The sequence below is a fragment of the Methylobacter sp. S3L5C genome, assembly GCF_022788635.1.
In the GTDB taxonomy this organism is placed as follows: domain Bacteria; phylum Pseudomonadota; class Gammaproteobacteria; order Methylococcales; family Methylomonadaceae; genus Methylobacter_C.
The window spans coordinates 648,742-667,168 of the sequence record NZ_CP076024.1 but is presented as its reverse complement, the minus strand read 5'-3'; the positions used below and the strand labels follow the sequence as shown (position 1 = coordinate 667,168).

The 18,427-nt window shown below is 41.6% G+C and carries 16 protein-coding genes and 1 tRNA gene; 9 read left to right on the top strand and 8 right to left on the bottom strand.

Annotation, left to right across the window (positions count from 1 at the left end; translation table 11 throughout):
• The first annotated feature begins 55 nt into the window (after positions 1–55).
• On the top strand, positions 56–2,386 hold the full coding sequence (locus KKZ03_RS03275) for a dynamin family protein (protein WP_243220040.1): 2,331 nt from the start codon (positions 56–58) through the stop codon (positions 2,384–2,386).
• 674 nt (positions 2,387–3,060) lie between these two features.
• Here KKZ03_RS03275 and KKZ03_RS03270 read toward each other — a convergent pair.
• The 8 genes from KKZ03_RS03270 to hemA form a co-directional block, all read right to left on the bottom strand.
• Positions 3,061–3,780, bottom strand: a complete 720-nt coding sequence (locus KKZ03_RS03270; RefSeq protein WP_243220039.1) for an SIMPL domain-containing protein — start codon at positions 3,778–3,780, stop codon at positions 3,061–3,063.
• A gap of 170 nt (positions 3,781–3,950) precedes the next feature.
• Positions 3,951–4,967 carry a ketol-acid reductoisomerase gene (gene ilvC / locus KKZ03_RS03265; protein ID WP_243220038.1) on the bottom strand — a complete coding sequence of 339 codons (1,017 nt, stop codon included), beginning with the start codon at positions 4,965–4,967 and terminating at the stop codon, positions 3,951–3,953.
• Positions 4,968–5,051: 84 nt separating this feature from the next.
• Positions 5,052–5,543 carry an acetolactate synthase small subunit gene (ilvN, locus tag KKZ03_RS03260; protein ID WP_243220036.1) on the bottom strand — a complete coding sequence of 164 codons (492 nt, stop codon included), beginning with the start codon at positions 5,541–5,543 and terminating at the stop codon, positions 5,052–5,054.
• Positions 5,544–7,280: an acetolactate synthase 3 large subunit gene (locus KKZ03_RS03255; protein ID WP_243220031.1), complete on the bottom strand. Its 1,737-nt coding sequence runs from the start codon at positions 7,278–7,280 to the stop codon at positions 5,544–5,546.
• Between the two features lie 255 nt (positions 7,281–7,535).
• Entirely contained in the window at positions 7,536–7,955 is a 420-nt protein-coding gene (locus KKZ03_RS03250) for a Mov34/MPN/PAD-1 family protein (protein ID WP_243220030.1), read from the bottom strand.
• 21 nt (positions 7,956–7,976) lie between these two features.
• The gene (prmC, locus tag KKZ03_RS03245) at positions 7,977–8,852 is read right to left on the bottom strand and encodes a peptide chain release factor N(5)-glutamine methyltransferase (protein ID WP_243220029.1); all 876 of its coding nucleotides are present in this window, start codon (positions 8,850–8,852) and stop codon (positions 7,977–7,979) included.
• Between the two features lie 5 nt (positions 8,853–8,857).
• Entirely contained in the window at positions 8,858–9,943 is a 1,086-nt protein-coding gene (prfA, locus tag KKZ03_RS03240) for a peptide chain release factor 1 (protein WP_243220028.1), read from the bottom strand.
• Positions 9,940–11,199, bottom strand: a complete 1,260-nt coding sequence (gene hemA, locus KKZ03_RS03235; RefSeq protein ID WP_243220020.1) for a glutamyl-tRNA reductase — start codon at positions 11,197–11,199, stop codon at positions 9,940–9,942. Before hemA ends, prfA begins: the two co-directional genes overlap by 4 nt.
• Before the next feature lie 257 nt (positions 11,200–11,456).
• Here hemA and KKZ03_RS03230 point away from each other — a divergent pair, with 257 nt between their 5' ends.
• The 8 genes from KKZ03_RS03230 to KKZ03_RS03195 all read left to right on the top strand — a co-directional run bounded on the left by KKZ03_RS03230 (position 11,457) and on the right by KKZ03_RS03195 (position 18,427).
• Positions 11,457–13,202, top strand: coding sequence for a tetratricopeptide repeat protein (locus tag KKZ03_RS03230; protein ID WP_243220019.1), 1,746 nt, complete (start codon positions 11,457–11,459; stop codon positions 13,200–13,202).
• A gap of 4 nt (positions 13,203–13,206) precedes the next feature.
• Positions 13,207–13,800: a lipoprotein insertase outer membrane protein LolB gene (gene lolB, locus KKZ03_RS03225; protein WP_243220018.1), complete on the top strand. Its 594-nt coding sequence runs from the start codon at positions 13,207–13,209 to the stop codon at positions 13,798–13,800.
• Complete coding sequence (gene ispE, locus KKZ03_RS03220) at positions 13,781–14,665, top strand: 4-(cytidine 5'-diphospho)-2-C-methyl-D-erythritol kinase (protein ID WP_243220016.1); 885 nt, start codon at positions 13,781–13,783, stop codon at positions 14,663–14,665. The genes lolB and ispE overlap by 20 nt, the downstream gene beginning before the upstream one ends.
• A gap of 4 nt (positions 14,666–14,669) precedes the next feature.
• Positions 14,670–14,744: transfer RNA gene (locus KKZ03_RS03215), tRNA-Gln, on the top strand.
• A gap of 56 nt (positions 14,745–14,800) precedes the next feature.
• Complete coding sequence (locus tag KKZ03_RS03210) at positions 14,801–15,739, top strand: ribose-phosphate diphosphokinase (protein WP_371744921.1); 939 nt, start codon at positions 14,801–14,803, stop codon at positions 15,737–15,739.
• Between the two features lie 83 nt (positions 15,740–15,822).
• On the top strand, positions 15,823–16,434 hold the full coding sequence (locus KKZ03_RS03205) for a 50S ribosomal protein L25/general stress protein Ctc (protein ID WP_243220014.1): 612 nt from the start codon (positions 15,823–15,825) through the stop codon (positions 16,432–16,434).
• 10 nt (positions 16,435–16,444) lie between these two features.
• Positions 16,445–17,017 carry an aminoacyl-tRNA hydrolase gene (pth, locus tag KKZ03_RS03200; RefSeq protein ID WP_243220013.1) on the top strand — a complete coding sequence of 191 codons (573 nt, stop codon included), beginning with the start codon at positions 16,445–16,447 and terminating at the stop codon, positions 17,015–17,017.
• 237 nt (positions 17,018–17,254) lie between these two features.
• On the top strand, positions 17,255–18,427 hold the full coding sequence (locus KKZ03_RS03195; protein WP_243220007.1) for an acyltransferase: 1,173 nt from the start codon (positions 17,255–17,257) through the stop codon (positions 18,425–18,427).

The window sequence follows — 18,427 nt, the reverse complement described above, 5'->3', positions numbered from 1 at the left end:
CTTGATTGAGGGTATTGGGTTTAAAATAAAAAGTATTTAACAACTCTGGAATCTTATGGCTACCTGGCTGGAAACTTGTCAACAACAACTTGCGCGGTTAGAAATAACCTCTGTGCTGGCGGACAAATTGGTGACGCTTTGTAATAAAACGGGTGAAGATATTGCGCCCGAGCTTGTGCAAAAACTTAATGCCGAGCATGAGCGCTTAAATCGGCAATTGGAGCGCTTACACGCCAACCGTTTTGAAGTCGCTGTTATTGGTCTGGAAAAAGCCGGTAAGAGCGCGTTGCTGAATGCCTGGTTAGGGCAAGAGATTCTACCGTCTGCCCGCGAAAGATGCACCTTCACCAGTACTGAAATCTGGTCGGCACAGACCGAACAGGATCAACTCCTGTCAATTCAATACTACAGTAAAGAAGAGATAAAGAAACTTCAGCAACAAAGGCAAGAGGCGCTGGATGGCACGTTGGGTGATAAGGAAAGGAAGGAAATACAAGAGGATTTTGATGATACTGAAAAAAACCTGCATGCCATATACGAGTTTACCAAGCAAAAAAACGGCTTTAGCCAAAATTTTATTGATATTAGTGAAATTAATGAACAACTACAGTCAGCGATTTTTAAAAACCGCGCGCAGTCTTTAGCCATTAAACGAATTCAACTTAAAACCGTCCGCTTGAGAAGTGACAGGGATATTATTTTTCATGATGTTCCAGGTTTTAATTCGGGCATTTTGATGCATTCCGAACAAGCCATTGATCGGTTGAAGGGTTGTGATGCCATCATTTATGCCAAAGAAATGAAGCAACCTTCAATTACCGGGCCGGAAAAAGAAATATTAAACATTGCTGATTCTGAAGATCCCAGCATTAAAGTGTCCGACAAAATTTTTGTGGTGCTTACGCAAGCGGATGCTATGGATGATCCGATTGATTTTAAGGAAACTTTAGAAAAGCACAGAAATTACTGGCCGACTGTTCCTGAGCGACGCATGATACCTGTTTGCGCCCGTGCTCACTTGGTTGAATTTGGTATACCTTCAGAAGATACCTTGAGGCGCAATAAAAGCGCAGACGATAAGCTTAAATTAAAAAAACTGGGTATCGATGATGGGATGCTGTTATTAAAAGATACCGTTAATCATTATATCGATCATGAACGTGCAGAGGTTTTGCAAAAGCGTTGTGATGCCCTGGTTAGCAATATACGCATGTATGCCGGTGATATTTTGGTAAAACTTGAGCCTGCCTATGCGGCGATAGCCGATGGTGATGTAGAAGAAGATGATCTGCTTGGTAAAGAATTTAATCAATGGTGGGGACGTGAATGGCAACGCATCAAAAAAGATTTTGATGTTTGGTATGCGGAAAGTATTCAAGGTCGTAAGGAAGCTGATGCCCTGGGTGCCGAGCATCAGGAGTTGGCGACATTACATGCGGCTTATGATGAAAAAATTGATGATTTATTGTCCAATCTTACCACCGGTCAAACGGATGAGTTAAAGCGTATTTATACTGCCGGTCGAACGATTTCGATGCCTGACCCACGTGAAGGTAATTATAAAATTCGCGAAGAATTATTTAGGGAAATTCAGCAGAAATTTGAAACCGAGTTGACCGATCAATTAGCCCAATCGTTGCAAGTATTGATTGATCAAATTGTTCAAAAAACCCAGGTATTGCTATGGCAAACCGAAGATGTGCGTAAAACGTTATTAAATGCTGATGAAAGTATTGAGCAAGCCCGCATCCGACACGGCTTTCAAGTGTTGTTTTTACGTTTTGGCCGGGTTGCCGTTGAAGCTTTTATAGCTAAGCCTTTACAGGCACGCGAACGCTTATTGGATGAACGATCAGCCGAGATTAAGACTTTGGAAGCCTTTTATCAGGGTATCGATATGAACAAGCAGGACGTTACCCATTATTTACGGTATGGCTTATGGGCAGACAAAACACCCGTTCCGCCGGTGGTTGGAAAAGCGGTTAAAACAACTCTTAAAGCAGCGCTTAGTCAGGATATGGCCAACTTATCGTCTACTGACCCGGAAGAGCAAGAAAAATTACCCGAGCCAAATAATTTTGAGCAGGTTGTTGAAGAAATTAATAGTGATTTAGCTGCTTTAAAAGATTATTTAAAAAATAGTGTATTTTATGCGGCAGGTTTTGTGACTTATTGTAATCAGGAATTGGAGCGGATTCGTAATCGCTTTAAAGAGATGGAAGATAATGACCGGCAATGGATCGGCCTTATTCGCACAGCGGTTAAGTACGAAAGAAATCCAGGTATTCCTTATAACATCGCTCATACCCGACGTGACTTCCGTTTGCGTCGTGAAATAGCCATGGAGCTTAAAGAAGTCAGGGAAAGTTATACTCAAGTGTATTAGTGTTGAGTATAGTTTTTTCTCTATCAAACCGATATTATTCAGTTCCCCCTCCTTGAAAACAGGGTTAGGAGATATTTTAAATAAATCCCACTAACCTTGCGCTTACCTCAGATCAGTTCAAAAATAGAAGTGGTTGAAATGAACCGGTTGGTATGGTTTATTTCAACCACAGACTTTACCTTATCTTTTTTAAAAAGCTTCCTTAATCTAATTATCTTGTTGATTTTTATAGATATATTTAATTTAATTGCCTTGGCATGAAAATGGCTTAACCATTAGTAAGTTCTGTTAAAGGACTGCCTTCATTATTGAATAATTCTGATGAAGCAATGCACATGAGTTTATATTAACAATAGGAGCGTCATTATTATGATAATAGAAATTCTTCTTACTGGTATTTTTGGTGTGGCGGTGGCTTACGCTTATATTTTCATTAAAAAGATAAATACCAGTAACTAAAAAATGCTTAAAACAAACTGGTTATAATTTTAAAATTAGCACCAGATAAAAACCTAAAGTTAAGTAGGTCAGAGTAAGCCAAGTTCATTTCCTATCGCTTGAACCGGCTCACTCTGACTTATACGGCAGTTAAAATACAATAAGTTTCCAGTCCAAAGCCTCGAATTATATCAACGAGTTAGTTTCCATCACCGGACAGCAGTTAGAGTAAATTCTTAGTCCGACAAATAATATTCCACCGTGGATACAATGCGTATTTTTTTGATATGTGGATTGTTTTTATCGCGTGGATTTATCTCAAATTGTCCTTGGGACGCTTGTTTTATTTTACCCAGTTTACTGTTTGAATCCTGGGCAAATTTTAAAGCCACTTCACGTGCCTTGGTCGTTGCTTCTTGAATCATTTCGGGTTTTATTTTATTTAAACTTGTAAAAATATATTCGTTCTGGTTTTGGTAATCGCCAGCAGTAAAGGCGATGCCTTGTTTGCCGAGTTCCGCAAGTTCAGTCATTACTTTACGAACCAGATCGACTTTTGATGAATATACTGTGACCGTTTGAATGGCAGTATAGCGAAAGTCAGCTTTGCCGGGATCATTATACTGTTGGGCTGATTTATCAGTAATAGAAGGTGTTGAGACGGTTATTTCAGCGCTATCAATACCTTTGGTAACAAGAAAATCCCTGATTTTCTTAGTGCTGTCTTCAATTGATGAATATAGGTCGCCAAGTTCATTGCTGGCCTTGGTGAACACAATCGGCCAGATGACTATATCGGCTGGCAACTCACGTTCAGACAAACCTTTAACAGTTACACTACGCTCATATTCTTTATAGGTCATAGCGGCACCAGAGAGCAGATATCCAAGTGCGCTTAGCCCCAGAAATATGGATACACCCAATAAAAATGCACTGACAGTATTTTCTTGTTTCATAGCTTTTCTCCCGTCTAAAATGGGTGGTCTGAGGTTTTATATAGGGTTCAAATTTTGCCGTTCATGGCAGTTTTTGTCCATCTAAAAGTAGGGTGTTGACAATAAAAATGTAAAAAAAAGCCCGTCATAAATGACGGGCTTTTTTAAAGTGTTGCGACCAACAGTAATGTTTAGTTTTTGGCTTTATCAACAATCTGATTGGCTTTAATCCACGGCATCATGCTACGTAGTTGTGCGCCGACGACTTCGATGGGGTGTTCAGCATTTAAACGACGTTTTGCCGTCATTTCCGGGTAGTTAGTCAAACCTTCCAGGATGAATTTTTTAGCATATTCGCCGTTACGGATATTTTGTAAGGCTTCACGCATCGCCTGTCGACTTTCTTCATTAATGACTTTAGGGCCGGTGACATATTCGCCATACTCTGCATTGTTGGAAATGGAGTAATTCATATTGGCAATGCCGCCTTCAAACATTAAATCAACAATCAATTTTAATTCGTGTAAGCATTCAAAGTACGCCATTTCTGGTGCGTAACCTGCTTCAACCAAGGTTTCAAAGCCCATTTTTACGAGTTCAACAGCACCACCACATAAAACGGCTTGTTCGCCGAATAAATCTGTTTCACATTCGTCACGGAAAGTCGTTTCGATAATACCTGAGCGACCACCACCGATAGCAGAGGCATACGCTAAACAAATTGATTTCGCTGTGCCTGATGCATCTTGATGAATAGCGATTAAGTCAGGAACACCACCGCCGCGAACAAATTCAGAACGTACGGTATGGCCGGGTGCTTTTGGCGCAATCATGATGACATCTAAATCGGCTCTGGGTACAACCTGGTTGAACAAAATTGCAAAGCCGTGTGCGAAAGCCAAGACTGCGCCTTGTTTGATGTTGGGCTCAATTTCATCTTTGTATAATGACGATTGAAATTCATCAGGCGTCAAAATCATGACCACGTCTGCACTGGCAACTGCCGTTGCTACGTTTTGAACAGTTAAGCCATGCGCTTGCGCTTTAGCGACTGAAGGTGAACCGGCGCGTAAGCCAACGACAACATCAACACCAGATTCTTTTAAGTTAAGGGCATGGGCATGACCTTGTGAACCGTAGCCGATGATAGCTACTTTTTTAGCTTTTATGATGGAGATGTCTGCGTCTTTGTCGTAATAAACTTGCATGATTTTTCCTGTTTTTCTGGGTATAAAGTAAATGAAAATAATAAAAGTTGCGAAGCTGTTTTAACCTTGCAACGTTTACTTAAGTTATAAATGTAGGCCTTTCTCGCCTCTGGAAATGCCTGTTGGTCCTGATCTAACCGCTTCAATAATGCAGTCAGGATCTATCGCGGCAATAAAGGCATCAAGTTTTTCTGAAGTGCCTGTCATTTCAATAATATAAGTGGTGGACGTGACATCAATAATTTTGCCGCGAAATATATCCGCCAAACTTCTGATTTCATGACGCATTTCGCCTGTGGTTTTTACTTTAACCATCATCAATTCGCGTTCAATATGAAATGATTCAGCTAAATCAATTAATTTGACTACGTCAATCAATTTATTAAGCTGTTTGGTGATTTGTTCAATGATTTCTTCGCTGCCACGGGTAACCACTGTCATTCTTGACAGTGTTGGGTCTTCGGTTGGAGCTACGGTGAGTGATTCTATGTTGTAGCCACGCGCCGAAAATAAACCGGCTACGCGAGATAATGCACCGGATTCATTTTCCATTAGAACAGAAATAATGTGTCTCATTTAAGCCAATTCCCTATCTGTCGATGTGCCTGTAGCGACCCTTAATTTCATTTCATGATGACCTTTTCCCGCTTCAATCATTGGATAAACATTTTCAGTTTGATCTGTCATGACGTCCAAAAATACGGTGCGATCTTTCATGGCGAAAGCGGCTTCCAGAGCGGGTCTTACTTCTTCGGGCTTGGTTATACGCATACCGACATGGCCATAGGCTTCTGCCAATTTAACAAACTCCGGAATAGTATCCATATAGGAGTGAGAATAACGGCTTTGGTAAGAAAATTCCTGCCACTGCCTGACCATGCCCATATAGCGATTGTTCAGGTTAATGATTTTAATCGGCGTGTTATATTGCAAGGCGGTTGATAATTCCTGTATGCACATTTGGATACTGGCATCGCCGGTAACACAAGCCACATTTTCGTCAGGAAATGCCAATTTAACACCGATGGCTGCCGGCAAGCCAAAGCCCATAGTACCAAGCCCACCTGAATTTATCCAGCGACGCGGCTTGTCGAAAGGATAGTATTGCGCGACCCACATTTGATGCTGGCCGACATCTGACGTCACATAGGCATCGCCTTTGGTGACTTCATGCAATTGTTCAATAACATATTGCGGTTTAATCAACGGACTTTGACGATCATATTCGAGGCAGTTAACGGATTGCCATTGCCTGATTTGGTTCCACCAAAGTTCCAAGGCTTTTGCATCGGGCTGCTTTTTGCTTTCGTTGATCATCGCAAGCATTTGTTCCAATACCGGTTTAACATCGCCGACAATGGGAATATCTACTTTAACGGTTTTGGAAATAGAGGCCGGATCAACATCAATATGAATAATCTTGGCATACGGACAAAATAAATCCAGTTTGCCGGTAACACGATCATCAAAGCGTGCGCCTATAGCAATAATTACATCGCTTTCGTGCATCGCCATATTGGCTTCATAAGTGCCGTGCATGCCCAGCATGCCGATAAATTGCTTGTCAGATGCCGGATATGCACCTAAACCCATTAAGGTATTGGTAATCGGATAGCCCAGTGTGTGGGCAAATTGAATCAATTCTTTACTTGCTTCCCCTAAAACGACACCGCCACCTGAATAAATGATGGGTTTATGTGCGCTTAACAATAAATCAACCGCCTTTCTAATCTGTCCCTTATGACCAGTACTTACAGGATTATAAGATCGGATAGAAACTTTTTCAGGATACTTATAAGGTACTTTAATTTGTGGAGCAGTTATGTCTTTGGGTATATCAATTACGACAGGTCCAGGTCGTCCTGTGGTCGCAACATAAAATGCTTTTTTAATGGTTTCCGCTAATTTGGTAACATCTTTGACCAAATAATTATGCTTAACACAGGGGCGGGTGATACCAATCATATCAACTTCCTGGAAGGCATCGCTGCCAATCACGGGTAGAGATACCTGGCCGGAAATGATCACCATAGGGATTGAATCCATATAAGCGGTAGCAATACCGGTTACCGCATTGGTGGCACCTGGACCTGAAGTGACCAATACCACTCCCGGTTTTCCGGTTGCCCGGGCATAACCATCAGCGGCATGGGTTGCGCCTTGTTCATGGCGAACCAAGATGTGTTTGAGTTCATCTTGCTGGAATAGGGCATCATATAGATGCAGTACTGCTCCGCCAGGATAGCCAAAAATATATTCTACGCCCTCGTCTACAAGACTTTGAACCAGGATTTGTGCACCACTTAGCTCCACGCTAACACCTCCATAAATAGGATGATTGTTCGATTTAAGTCAATTATATGCATTTTTTAATGATTATTTTTATTTTGACAATATATATAGTCGACATTTTACTAGGTTCTTAATGAGATTGTCATTATCTCTCCTAGCCTTTTTGATTTTTGCTCAATGAGTGGTGATATATTCAAGCTAAATGAGTAAGAAATATAAAAGCAGGATTTTCTACAAAACTGTTTCATCGTAGCGCCAAGTCGGCTATCTCAAGGATTAATCGTCACTCATCGATAACGGTATTTCCATGGCCGTTTTCTGGTGAATTTTAAAGCCCCGCATTTCCAGAATACCTTTGGTGTTAAGTGAAATAATTAGATAAACCGCATCAGGATAAGCGTCCAGTTCTAAATCATGGCTTGACGGAAGGGCTGGTGAGCTTGGGTGGGAGTGATAGATAGCGAAGAGGTTTTCGCCCAATTCACGCATTTTAATCAAGGCAGCTATTTGCTGTCCGGCATCCAGTAGAAAATGTTGTTGTGGAAGTTTGGCGGCGTTATCTATGGGGTAGCAGTGGGTCGGCAAGCCGTTTTTACTGCCGATCAGGCCACAGACTTCAAAGTTGGGCGAGATTTGCGCAAGATGGAGTAATTGGCTGGTTAGCTTGCGAGGGATCTGTATTTCTGCTTGGGTCATAATGATCAGGGTTCAATGTGTTCAAGGTTTAAAAGGAGATAGGTGTGTTTCTATACGGTAATGCCATTGTCCATAAGTTACCCTGGGTTGTCCAGACAGGTCAGTAACTGTTTGAACGTTATCATAATGAAAATCTTTAAAAATTGACTGAACCTGGTGCTCTTGGTCGTAGCCATGTTCAATCAGCAAATATCCGCCGGACTCCAGATAATTGATTGCTGTTTCAACAATGATTTTAATATCGCTGAGGCCCTGATCATCGGCACATAATGCCGATTGAGGTTCAAAGCGAATGTCACCTTGCATTAGGTGGCTATCGTTCTCTGCGATATAGGGTGGATTGCTGACAATAATATTGAATTTTTCCTTGCGCATATTTGCAAGCCAGTTGCTTTGGTAAAACTGAATGTGTGTGGTTTCGTGTTTATTGGCATTTAGCTTTGCAACGCGCAGTGCGGCCTTGGAGAGATCGGTTGCGCTGACCTGGGCCAGTGGACGCTCTGCTGCCAGAGTGATGGCTATAATACCGGAGCCTGTGCCAAGATCAATAATCTTGACGGGCTTGTCTTTAGGTATCAGCTTTAGACTGATTTCAATCAGTAGTTCGGTGTCAGGACGGGGAATTAACACGTCCGGGGTAACGTTAAAAGTCCGTGACCAGAATTCCCGGCTACCGGTGATATAAGCAATAGGCATTCCGTTTAGCCGTTGCTGTATCAGTGTCCAAAATCGGGCCGTATCTTCGAGTTGCAAGTCCTTGTCCGGCCAAGTGCGAAGATAGGATCGCTCTTTGCCAAGTATCAGACACAGCAAAACTTCAGCATCTAATGCCGCTGAATCTGAAATGACGGCAAGTCGTTGGGTTGCTTCATTGAGTAAAGCGTTAATGTGAGGCATTCAATTTAATCTTCGCCGAGTTGAGTTAAAAGCTCGGCTTGGTGCTCTCGAATCAAGGGTTGAATAACTTGTTCAAGCCCACCCTGCATGATGTCATCCAGTTTATACAGCGTTAAATTGATGCGGTGATCTGTTAAACGTCCTTGAGGGTAATTGTAGGTACGGATACGCTCAGAGCGGTCACCGCTGCCGACTTGCAGTTTGCGGGTTAAGGATTGTTCGGCATGTTGTTTTTCTTGTTCTGCTGATAGCAAGCGCGATGCCAGTAAAGACATGGCTCTGGCCCGATTTTTGTGTTGTGAGCGCTCGTCCTGGCATTCAACGACTGTTCCTGTGGGCATATGGGTAATACGTATGGCAGACTCTGTTTTGTTGATATGCTGTCCACCGGCTCCTGATGCCCGGTAGGTATCAACTTTAAGGTCGGATGGATTAATGTCAATGGCATCAACTTCTTCAACTTCAGGCATAATCGCAACAGTGCAGGCTGATGTGTGTATGCGGCCTTGCGATTCTGTTTCAGGTACTCGCTGTACGCGATGGGCGCCGGATTCAAATTTTAATTGGGAATAGACGTCCCGGCCGGTAATACGCAAAATAACTTCCTTGTAGCCGCCGTGGTCACCTTGATTTTCGCTGATAATTTCTGTTTGCCAGCCTTTTCTTTCAGCATAGCGTTGGTACATGCGGGAAAGGTCGCCTGAAAAAATAGCAGCTTCATCGCCGCCTGTGCCGGCGCGTACTTCCAGAAAGATGTTGCGATTATCGTTAGGGTCTTTGGGCAATAGCAAGACTTGTAATTCATGATCCAGTGACTTTATCAGGTCTTCTGCCTCATTGACTTCTTCTTTGGCCATTTCCCTGAGTTCAGGGTCTGTGTCATTAGCCATTTCTTTCGCTGACGCTAGCATATTTAAGGCTTGTTCGTATCTTTTGTAGCAATCAACCAGTGGAGCAATTTGGGCATATTCCTGGCTAAGCGTGCGAAATCTGTTTTGATTGCTTTGTACTTCAGGCTCTGAAAGTAAGGCAGCGATCTCGTCATAACGTTCGCACAGGTTTTCTAGTTTAAGTTGTATGGATTGTTTCATTGAGATTTGGTTAATTTAAAAATTTCGCGGGCAGCGGTAATCAAGTCGTGGCGTTCGTTTTCGGCAGCTGCTCTGATTTGGGTGCTTGGCGTATGAATGAGTTTATTGGTAAGGTTGTGAGCCAGTCGGTTAAGCGCTTCTTCAGCAGAAGCGCCATTTTTTAATAATATCAGAGCTTTTTGCAGTGCATGGTCTCGAGATTGTTCGGCTTGATGGCGATAATCCTGGATCGTTGATTGCGCACCTTGAGCGCGTAACCAGTTTGAAAAATAATCAACCTGAATGTCGATTATTTCTTCAGCTTGGGTCGCTGCAAGTCTGCGCGAGTTCATGTTCTGATCTATAGTGTTTTGCAGGTCGTCAACAGTGTAGAGATAGACATCTCTAAGTTGTTCGACTTCTGCTTCAATATCACGTGGTACGGCCAGATCGACCATAAACATGGGTTTGTGTTTGCGTTTTTTAAGTGCGCTTTCCACGCGACCTTTGCCTAAAATTGGTAGTTGACTGGCTGTTGAAGAAATGACGATGTCTGCTTCAGCCAAGTGGATAGGTAACTCCGATAAAGCAATGGCATAGCCGTTAAATTGTGTGGCAATGGCGTGTGCCTTGTCATAGGTGCGATTAGCGATAATAATACGACCGATGCCTTGCTGAGATAAATGCCGGGCCGCCAGTTCTATAGTTTCACCTGCACCTATGAGTAAAGCCGTTTGTTCACTGAGCTTGTCGAAGATTTGTTGGGCCAATTGAACGGCGGCAAAGGCAATTGATACAGGACTTGAGCCAATTGCCGTATCGGTACGTACTTTTTTGGCTGCGGTAAAGGTATGCTGAAAAAGTTTACCCAGACGTTTACCTAAAGTGCCGGCATCATAAGCGGCCTGATAGGCAGTTTTCATTTGTCCCAAGATCTGCGGTTCACCTAGAATCATTGAGTCCAGGCCACAAGCAACTCGAAAGATATGACGGTACACTGAGCTATCGGTATGAGTATATAAATACGGGGTAAAATCTGCGGGGTCAATTTGTTTGCTTTGTGCAACCCAATCAATTAGGTTTTGTTGGTTTGCTGTAGTTGATGTGTAGTAAAATTCGGTACGATTACAGGTTGAAAGAATGGCGGCTTCGCTAATATCTTTGAGTAGCCATAGCTCTTTTAGGGATGATTCAAGTATGTCTGCAGGGAATGACAGGCGTTCACGGACGGAAACCGGCGCGGTATTGTAATTAATTCCTACTGCGAGAAAAGTCATGGCGTTTATGGTTAAGTAATATTGATGTTACGTAAAAAGCTCAGGGTAAGGGTTCGAAATAAAACTTTTTGCGTGTTTTGTCTGACATTATGAACCTTATCGTTATAGCTTTTTGAAGAAACCTCAGTATATTATGTTGTCTTATTTTAAGAAATATAATAATTTTATCCAAGGGGAATAAATCAGCTGTCTAAATCGACGGGTTTTTTATGATAATCTATTGTGAAACATGTATTAAGTAATAAATAGGATGGTGTGTGTTAATTTTTAGATTGCTTTCAGTTATAACTTTCGTTTTTCTTAATAGTTGTACCGATTCATCTGTAAAGCCGAGTGCTGCAGAAAAATCTGTCGCGCCTGTTAAAACAGCTCAGGCTAAAGAAAAAACCCAACAAAAAGAACTAAAAACATCAATTGATCCTGATGTACTTTTTACGTTATTGACGGCAGAAATTGCCGGGCAACGAGGACAATATGATATTGCCCTTGAGGGTTATATGGAAGCCGCCAAGCGAACGCATGAGCCAAAGTTTGCTGAAAGGGCGGCAATGATTGCCATGTATATGAAAAATAGTAATAAGACTAATGAGGCTGTGGCTTTATGGTTGCATCAGGATCCACAAAGTCAGGCAGCAAGAAAGATTGCAGCCCTGCTGGCACTGAGGGCAGGTAATAAGAAGGTTGCTACCGAGCAATTAAATGCCTTGTTGGTTGCTGATCCTGCCGGTTTTGAAAATGCATTGCTGGAATTGGCCAGCGTATTACAAAAAGAGGGGAGGATAAATGCTGTTTATGATTCGCTGGACGCATTGTCATTACTGCATCCAGATCAGGCCGTTATTTATTTTATGCAATCTTTATTTGCGATGCAGAGGAAAGATATAAATTCGGCTGAAATGAAGATACAGCAGGCATTGAAAATTCAGCCAGGCTGGGATAAGGCGCTAATTTTTCAGGCACAAATAGCGGTATTTTCAGGCGACTTAAGTAAAGCGAAATCGCTGTTAAAAGATGCCTCACTGAAGTATCCAGCCAACAACAAAATTAATAAAACGTTGGCGCAGGTTTTAATAAAATCCGAGAATTACGAAGAAGCAATCGAGGTTTATAAGAAAATTATATCAACTGAGCCTAATGATTTGGAGAGTCAGTTTGCGATGGGATTGATTTATTTGCAGCTTAACCAAGATGATCAGGCTGAAGATATTTTTAAAAAATTGTTAGAGCTGCCTGAATGGCAGTATCAGTCCATGTTTTATTTAGGGAAAATTGAAGAAAAGCACGGTCATATGAAAAAGGCGCTGGTTTGGTTCGATAAGGTAGCGGATGGTCCGTTTGTTTTTGATGCGTCCATTTCAGCGATTGCTCTGCTTGAGAAAGATAAGCAATTAAATGAAGCCAGCTTGCGTTTAACGCTTTTGCAGGCCAAGTTTCCAAAACAAAAATTACGTTTACTGCTAGTGCAGGCGGAGCTATTCAATCAACAAAAACAATATGAAAAAGCCTTTAATTTATTGACTAAGGCGCTGGCCGAGTTTCCTGATCAAAAAGAGTTGTTATATACCCGGGCATTGATGGCCGAGCGGGTTAACAAGCCAGATGTAGTTGAAGCAGACCTGAAAAAAATATTGGCAACGGATCCTGATAATGTCGAAGCTTTAAATGCTCTCGGATATACTTTACTGAGCAAGTCCAGCCGTTATGGTGAAGCAGAAAAATATCTTCAGCATGCGCTTAAGCTTGCGCCCAATGAGGCGGTAGTTATTGACAGTTATGGTTGGTTACAATTTAAGCTTGGGAATAATGAAAAAGCCTTGGGCTATTTGCAGCAAGCTTATGATAAGCAACAAGAGCATGAAATAACCGCGCATCTTGCAGAAGTTTTATGGGCTTTAGACAGAAAAGACGAGGCTAAAAAATTATTTAATAAAGCTATCAAAGACGCGCCAGATGATGAATATTTGCTGGATTTTCAACAGAGAATATTGAATGGTAAGCGATAGGCTGATGTCGGTTTTTGAAATAAAGTGGTTAGGTTTTTTGTTTGTTGTGTTGATGCTATCAGCTTGTACTTCGGTGCCGGTAGCGACAGAAGTTAATTATTCAAAGCTGGTAAGAGAGCACCTTTACAAGTTGGAGCGTTGGTCGTTTGAAGGCCGATTGGCGTTAACCGGAAAGAATGATAATTGGCAGGCGAACATCAATTGGTCGCATCGCCCTGATGATGAGGAAATAAAGCTATCCGGGCCTTTAGGGCAGGGAGCGACAGTTATTAAATTTACTGGCGATTTAGTAACTATAGATCGTGGCGATGGGAAGGCGCAGTCATCAACTCGGCCGGAAGCATTTATTAATCAACAGTTGGGGATGTTTGTTCCGGTAAATTCCCTGCGCTATTGGGTAATAGGTTTGCCAGAGCCAAGTAGTGCATTTGTACAAACGGCTACTGGTTTTAGGCAGGCTGGATGGCTTATTGAATATAAGCAAATGCAGGCAGTTGATAATCAGTCTATGCCTTGTAAAATTACTGTCACTAATGAGCAGGTCAAACTAAAGCTAGTTATAGATCAATGGGTTTTAAATGTCGCAAAAGCAATATAATCATCTTGTAGGGCTAGAAAAATGGCCGGCACCAGCAAAATTAAATTTAATGTTACGGATTGTCGGTCAAAGGCCTGATGGGTATCACTTGCTGCAAACGGTATTTCAATTTATAGATTTATGCGACTGGATTACTTTTCATCCCGTTAATGATGGAAGAGTGAGTTTGCAAAAAACTATTCCAGGTGTGCCGGAATCTGATGATCTGATCATTAAGGCAGCCAATCTTTTAAGAGCTGAAACAGGGTGTGCTTTAGGCGTGTGCATTGAGGTAGAAAAAAATCTGCCTATGGGGGGAGGTTTAGGTGGCGGCAGTTCTGACGCGGCAACGACTTTAGTGATATTAAATAAATTTTGGAGCCTACAGTTATCAACGGAAAGATTGATGGGGCTTGGTTTAGCTTTAGGTGCAGATGTGCCTGTATTTGTCTATGGCTATTCCGCTTGGGCAGAAGGTGTTGGTGAGAAATTAGAGAAAATAAGTCTTAACGAGCAATGGGTTGTCGTTATTAAGCCTGATTGCCATGTTGATACAAGAGAAGTATTTTCATCTAAAGATTTGACAAGGAATAGTAAATCGATCAGAATAGCCGACTTTATAGCAGGCAAGCAACAAAACGATTGTGTTGGAGTGGTTTGTCAGCAGTACCCGTCTGTTAAAAATGCTTTGGTTGCTTTGTCTGAGTTTTCAGAGGCGAGACTAACCGGGACAGGGGCATGTGTTTTTGCGCAGTTTGATTCAGAGGACGCAGCAGTTAACGCCTATGCGTCACTTAAAAAAAATAAGTGGCAGGTTTATCTGGCTAAAAGTTTAAATGAGTCGCCGTTGTTTTCAAAGTTAAAGGCTGGTAAATATATATCATAATTATTGGGTCGTCGCCAAGCGGTAAGGCACGGGGTTTTGATCTCCGCATACCAAGGTTCGAATCCTTGCGACCCAGCCATTTTTATATCCATTAAGTTAAATTCGTGTGGGAGTGCTTGAATGAACGACACCTCTATGATGGTGTTTTCTGGAAATGCTAACCTAGCTTTGTCTGACGGTATAGTTAAGAAGCTTAATATGCGCCTGGGAATGGCGACTGTTGGTAGATTTAGTGACGGTGAAATTGCAGTAGAAATTGAAGAAAATGTCCGGGGTAAGGATGTATTCGTTATTCAGCCTACTTGCTCCCCTACAAATGAAAACCTGATGGAGTTGTTGGTGATGATTGATGCGCTGAAGCGTGCATCTGCATCACGTATTACAGCGGTATTGCCATATTATGGTTATGCCCGGCAAGATAGGCGCTCGCGTTCAGCGCGGGTGCCAATAAGTGCCAAGCTTGTTGCCAGAATGATAGAGCAAGCAGGAGCCAGTCGGGTACTGACGGTTGATTTGCATGCTGATCAGATTCAGGGCTTTTTTGATATACCGGTTGATAACGTTTATTCGTCGCCTATTCTTTTAGGTGATGTATGGCGTCAACAATATAAAGATTTAATTGTTGTTTCGCCGGATGTTGGTGGCGTTGTTCGGGCTCGTGCCCTTGCCAAGCGTCTTGACGATGCTGATCTTGCGATTATAGACAAGCGTCGGCCTAAAGCTAACGTCTCAGAGATAATGCACATTATCGGTGATGTTGATGGTCGTACCTGCGTATTAATTGATGATTTGGTCGATACGGCCGGAACTTTGTGTCACGCCGCTGCCGCATTAAAGAAGCACGGTGCAATAAAAGTGGTTGCCTATTGTACACATGCAGTATTGTCAGGTGCTGCCATGAAAAACTTAAACAGCTCCGAGTTGGATGAGTTGGTTGTTACCGATACTATACCTTTGAATCGAGATGCTGTTGATTCAGGAAAAATAAGGCAGCTTAGTGTTGCAGAAATGCTGGCTGAGACTATCAGGCGTATTGCAGTAGGTGAGTCGGTAAGTTCACTTTACGTAGACTAATAATGCAAATTAACCCTGTAAATTGATAAAAATTTAATGTATGTGCTCTTGGGGCGCGGACTTCAGAAAAATAGTGAGGAAAAATGTCAAACGTATTTGAATTTGTTGCTGAAAGCCGTGGGCAATCAGGTAAGAGCGCAGCAAGACGCTCGCGTCGTCAAGGTAATGTGCCTGCGGTTATATATGGCGGCCCGAACGGCCCTCAAATGCTGGTGCTGAATCATAATGAGGTTATCAAACATCTTGATCACGAAGCGGTTTACTCTCATGTGCTGGACATTACTGTTGATGGAAAAACAGAGAAAGCGATCCTGAAAGGTGTTCAAAGGCATCCTGCAAGAGTACAAATTTTACATTTGGACTTCTTTCGCGTTAATATGTCTGAGTCAGTTAAGGTTCATGTGCCATTGCATTTTATCAATGAAGCGACTTCTATTGGTGGAAAAAAAGGCGGCATTGCAACCCATTCAATGGCTGATGTAGAGGTTTCATGTTTGCCAGCAGCATTGCCTGAATATATTGAGGTTGATCTGGCTGGTATGGATATTGGTGATACCATTCATCTTTCAAATGTTGTATTGCCGGCAGGTATTGAAATTGTAATATTGGCTCAGGGTCCTGAGCATGATTTGCCTGTTGCATCTATGATGGCTTCAAAAGCCAGTAAAGATGATGCTGCTGAGGTTGCTGAATAAAGCAGTTGTTATGATTAAGCTTATCGTTGGTCTGGGTAACCCGGGCCAGCAGTATGAAAAAACCCGGCATAATGCCGGGTTTTTGTTTTTAGATGCCCTGGCTAGAGAGATGGGTTGTGTCTGGTCTAATCAGTCCAGATTTCAAGGTTTATTTGCTCAAGGTAGTATTGCTGCTGGCAGTGTTATGTTGTTAAAGCCAGACACTTTTATGAACAAAAGTGGTCAGTCAGTAGGAAAAATTGCCCGATATTACAAATTGCATCCTGAAGAGATTCTTGTTGTCCATGATGAGTTGGATTTTAATCCTGGCGTGGTAAGGTTAAAAAAAGATGGTGGTCATGCCGGGCATAATGGCTTAAGAGATATTATCGCTCATTTGGGCTCTAAAGAATTTTACCGCTTAAGAATTGGTATTGGTCGTCCTGCTGCCGGAAAAGTCGTTGCTGATTTTGTATTGTCTTCGCCATCGAAGTCGGAATGGGAGATGCTCCTTGACGCTTTCGATTTGAGTAGAGGATTTATCGGTCTAATGGTTAATGGTGATATGGCTGCTGTGATGAATAAATTAAACACCGGGTTATAGTTCGGTTTGTTGGTTTATGTGAGCTATTCCTGTATGGTAATTATCTGGCTAAAAGTCTTTTAGCAAAATCAAATGCATTTGGTTCTATGAGTCAGAATTGTTTCAAAGGCTTTTAAGCAGTTACTGGCATATCAATTTAATTTATATAGTCACATTAAAGGTTTTGTATTTTAGTTAAAATATTAAGTCATAAAGTCTATACAATCTAATTGGATAAGCATTTTAGAGGTAGAAGCAATGAATAAGTCAGGCATGATAAAGTACGAGTTTATTGATGCGCTTAGAGGTCTTGCAGTTCTTGGTGTAATCTTCACACATTCAGCAGTAGTTGTTGTGCCAAGTAGTGCGATGCTACAGTGGTTTGCGACTGAAGGTGCGAGAGGTGTTCAGCTTTTTTATATAGCGAGTGCATTAACGCTTTGTTTGTCTTGGGTTGCCAGACGACCGCATGAAGTATCCCCAATTCGCAATTTTTTTATCAGACGTTTTTTTCGAATTGCCCCAATGTTTTATTTTGCCATAGTACTTTACATCTGTGTTAATGGTTTTTCACCTACCAGCGAAGCGCCGAATGGTATCAAATGGTGGTTTATTCCGGTAACAGTACTTTTTCTACATGGATTTCATCCGGAAACTATTAATGGTATTGTGCATGGAGGTTGGTCGATTGCTGTAGAAATGATGTTTTATCTCCTGCTTCCTTTTTTGATGCTTTATGTCAAAACAATAAAATTATGTGTGATCTTTTTTATTGGTAGTGTAGTTTTATACGGTTTAAATAAATTTATTTTGGCTGATTTATTTTTTTACCCGGAAAGTCAGCACGCTCTTGTGCAGAAATTTGTATTTTTTAATTTTTTTGGGCAATTGCCGGTATTTTTTATAGGTATTTTTTGTTATTTAATTTTTTTAAGAAATTATTCGGCAAAATATATGGCTATTGTCGGTGGGTTGTTCTTTATTGTTCTTCTAGGGTTATTTGTTAATCCTGTTTTTAAGTTTTTGCCGAAGATTTTTAGATTTTTACCGCATCATATCATTGCTGGTATGTTATTCTCCGTTTTTGCATTAATTTTAGGGCGGTGGCCAGTGCGATTTTTTGTAAATCGGATAACTACTATGTTTGGAAAAATAAGCTTTAGTATGTACCTGGTACACTTTGCAATATTGACAGTTTTTTCAAGGCTTGGGTTTATGGCTTTTGTTCCAAAATCAGATTTTGCAAGTATTCTGTATGTGTTTTGTGTTGTTTTATCGAGTGCATTTGTATCGTTATTTTTGCATAAATATATTGAGAAGCCAGGTGTGGCTATGGGTAGTCGATTAATTGGAAAGGCAGAGGGGGTTGTTGTGCTTGCTTCAAATATTACTAATAACGCAGGCGATGTAAGTATCTTGAAGGGTCGTTAA